We start from the raw sequence: 2,853 nt of genomic DNA, 5'->3' as shown, positions 1-2,853 counted from the left end.
GCAAGTAAATAATTAAAAGTTTATTAAATTATTTAGGTTTTTTTAATAAAAACAAAATATATTAAAAATATTGTTTTAGGAGGAAAATTATGAATTGGCTTGAAATTGTATCTCATCCAGCGGTGGCATTTTTTATTGTTTTGTTGTTTTTATCAATAGGAGATGTAATCTCTGTAAAAACAAATGCTTTAATTCCATCTATTTTTATATTTGTAATGTTGACCTTGATATCAATTTGGTCAGGAGCAGTACCTAAGGAATTAATTGATTTAGCGGGTTTCTCCTCATATTTCTTAGATATGGTTATTGTAGTAATAGTTGTAAATATGGGAAGCTCCTTAAAAATAAGTGACTTAAAGAGAGAGTGGAAGACTGTAGTAATAGGTATTTCAGGTATAATAGGAGTTGCAATTACAGTACTAACTATTGGAACGACATTATTTGGTTGGGAAAAATCAGTAGTGGTAGCTCCACCAATTACAGGTGGATTTGTAGCGGCATTTGAAATGTCAAAGGCAGCTATTGCTGTGGGGAGACAGGATCTATCGACTATTGCGCTTTTAACTTTAGCATTGCAAAATTTCCCGGCATACTTTCTAATTCCATCATTATTGAAAAAAGAAGCCAGATCTCTATTAGTTGGATATAGAGGTGGAGATAGAATAGTTTCAAAGAATGAAGAAGTAACAGATGGAAAGAGACTTTTACCTAGGATACCGGAAAAATATAATACAGATAATATGATATTGGCAAAATTAGGACTTATGGCCACTATAGGTGTTGTATTATCAAAGGCGTCAGGACTTTTATTTGGAGCAGTGGGAATATCCTTTAGTATTTCTCCTACAATATTTGCTTTATTCCTAGGAGTAATTTCCAGTGAATATGGTTTCTTAGAATCTCAAGCGCTTCAAAAAGCAAATGCTTTTGGTTTCTTCATGGTAGGCTCAATTGTTACAGTAGTAGGTGGATTGGTAGACAGTTCGCCGCAGGAAGTATTTTCTTCAGGAGCAATAATAATAGCTTATTTAGCTATAGCAATCGTAGGTATTGGATTGTTATCTGCACTTGCAGGAAAGTTTTTAAAGGTTTCATGGAATATGGCTTTTGCAATAGGGTTAAACTGTTTAGTAGGATTCCCATTAAACTTTGTTTTAACTGGTGAAGCTGCAAAGGCGGAAGCTGCAAATCAAGAAGAATATGACTACTTAATGGATAAAATGTCACCAACAATGCTTGTAGGTGGTTTTACAACTGTAACTATCGGTTCAGTAATTTTTGCGGGAATACTTAAAAACTTTTTATAATTTGTTGATATTAGGGTGGATGAAAGTCCACTCTTTTAAATTTTAAATATTTGAGTTAGTTAAGAGAAATCTATTTTAAATTTACTTTATGTGTTAATATGTCTTTAGTTAATTTTGTTAAAGATTAGTTATACATTTTAGAAGAAAGGAACATAAATAAAACCTTATGAAATATAAAGTGGCACTTTTATTAAAAGAACATTTAATAAAATTTTTTAAGGAAACCATCGGATTTGAATATAAATCCTGTGAATTAACTTATTTTGAATATAAAGATTTATATGAACTGAAAGAAATATATATAAGAGAACAGTTTAATTTTGACGGTTTTGTTACAAGCTATGTAATACCAATGACTGTATTAAAAGGAATAACTGATTTTGCCAATTCTAAACCTATAGTATCATTTGGAATGGATGCGGAGAATACCTATAGAATTATTTTACAGATAATATTGGAAAAAAGAGACTTGTCAAAGACGAGAATAGGTATTGATTTTCTAGATGAAAAGCACAGTCTAGAGGAGTTTGTTCAAGGAGATTTCTTAAATGAACATATAAAATCCCTTGTAAGGAAAATGGAGTCGGCAAATTTTGACGAATTAATTGAAATTGAGAAAGATTTTTTAGAAAAACATCTTAAAGCAATAGAAGAAGATCAAGTAGATGTGGTAGTGACATTTTTTTACAGTGTTGTAGAGGCTCTTAGAGATAAGGGGGTTGAATGTCACTATGTATATCCCGGAAGACACAATATTGATTCCGCCTTTGAGAATTTGGAAAGAGATATTCAAATGCAAGATATACAACATCAGCTTCCAGGAGTTATATATATCAATCCTTTAATTGAAAGACTTGTAAATAAGACAACAGTGGATATTGAGCTATTATTTTCAAATATTATAAAAATAGTTACAGAGTTAAGTGATTCATTTAGTATTAAGCCAATAATAAAAAGAAATTTTTTAGATTTGGAAGTTTATATTGATGCAATTCAACTTCAAAGACTTACGAGAAATTATAGTCATTGTTTCTTATTAAATAAGCTAATTGAGGAAGTGGACTTTGAAGGAATAATCGGATACGGTATAGGCAAGAATCTTTACAGCTCTCTTTTAAGTGCAATCAACGGCAGCAAGTATGCCTTATCCTATAAAAAAGAAAATATTAATTGTAGTGTATTAATTGATATTAACGAGGAAATTTACATACTATCAGGAGATATTGATAACAATGTGGAAAAATTACCTAAGTACTTAGATGAAAAATATATAAACCAAATTGCAAAAATATCAAAACTAGCTCCCAAGACTATAAATAAAATTATCGGAATACTTCAAAGTATGGACAAAGATAACTTAACGACTAAGGAGTTGGCGGAGGTTTTGGGAATTACTAAACGAGGAGCTAATAAGATACTGACAGCCTTAGTAGATTCAGGTTTAGCGGAAATTATAAAAGTCAGCCATGATGGAGGAAAAGGAAGGCCGTCAAACGTATATAAATTACACGTAGAATATAAATGACAGAATATAAAATTTCTGTCA

2 protein-coding genes are annotated in these 2,853 nt (G+C 30.8%); both read left to right on the top strand.

What is annotated here, in order from left to right; translation table 11 throughout:
* Positions 1 to 89: 89 nt before the first annotated feature.
* Positions 90 to 1,307 (top strand): hypothetical protein, encoded by a 1,218-nt coding sequence (locus EF514_RS10645; protein WP_127725430.1) that lies wholly within the window; start codon positions 90 to 92, stop codon positions 1,305 to 1,307.
* Between the two features lie 166 nt (positions 1,308 to 1,473).
* The gene (locus EF514_RS10640) at positions 1,474 to 2,832 is read left to right on the top strand and encodes a helix-turn-helix domain-containing protein (RefSeq protein ID WP_127725429.1); all 1,359 of its coding nucleotides are present in this window, start codon (positions 1,474 to 1,476) and stop codon (positions 2,830 to 2,832) included.
* Positions 2,833 to 2,853: the final 21 nt, after the last annotated feature.

Source organism: Anaerosphaera multitolerans (assembly GCF_004006535.1).
GTDB classification, from domain to species: domain Bacteria; phylum Bacillota; class Clostridia; order Tissierellales; family Peptoniphilaceae; genus Anaerosphaera; species Anaerosphaera multitolerans.
Note: the sequence above shows the minus strand (reverse complement) of the source record. Positions and strands in the feature narration are given on the sequence as shown.

What these genes read in the sequence shown, in the direction of transcription:
- EF514_RS10645 (WP_127725430.1), top strand. Translation starts at nt 90, where the DNA reads ATGAATTGGCTTGAAATTGTATCTCATCCAGCGGTGGCATTTTTTATT.
- EF514_RS10640 (WP_127725429.1), top strand. Translation starts at nt 1,474, where the DNA reads ATGAAATATAAAGTGGCACTTTTATTAAAAGAACATTTAATAAAATTT.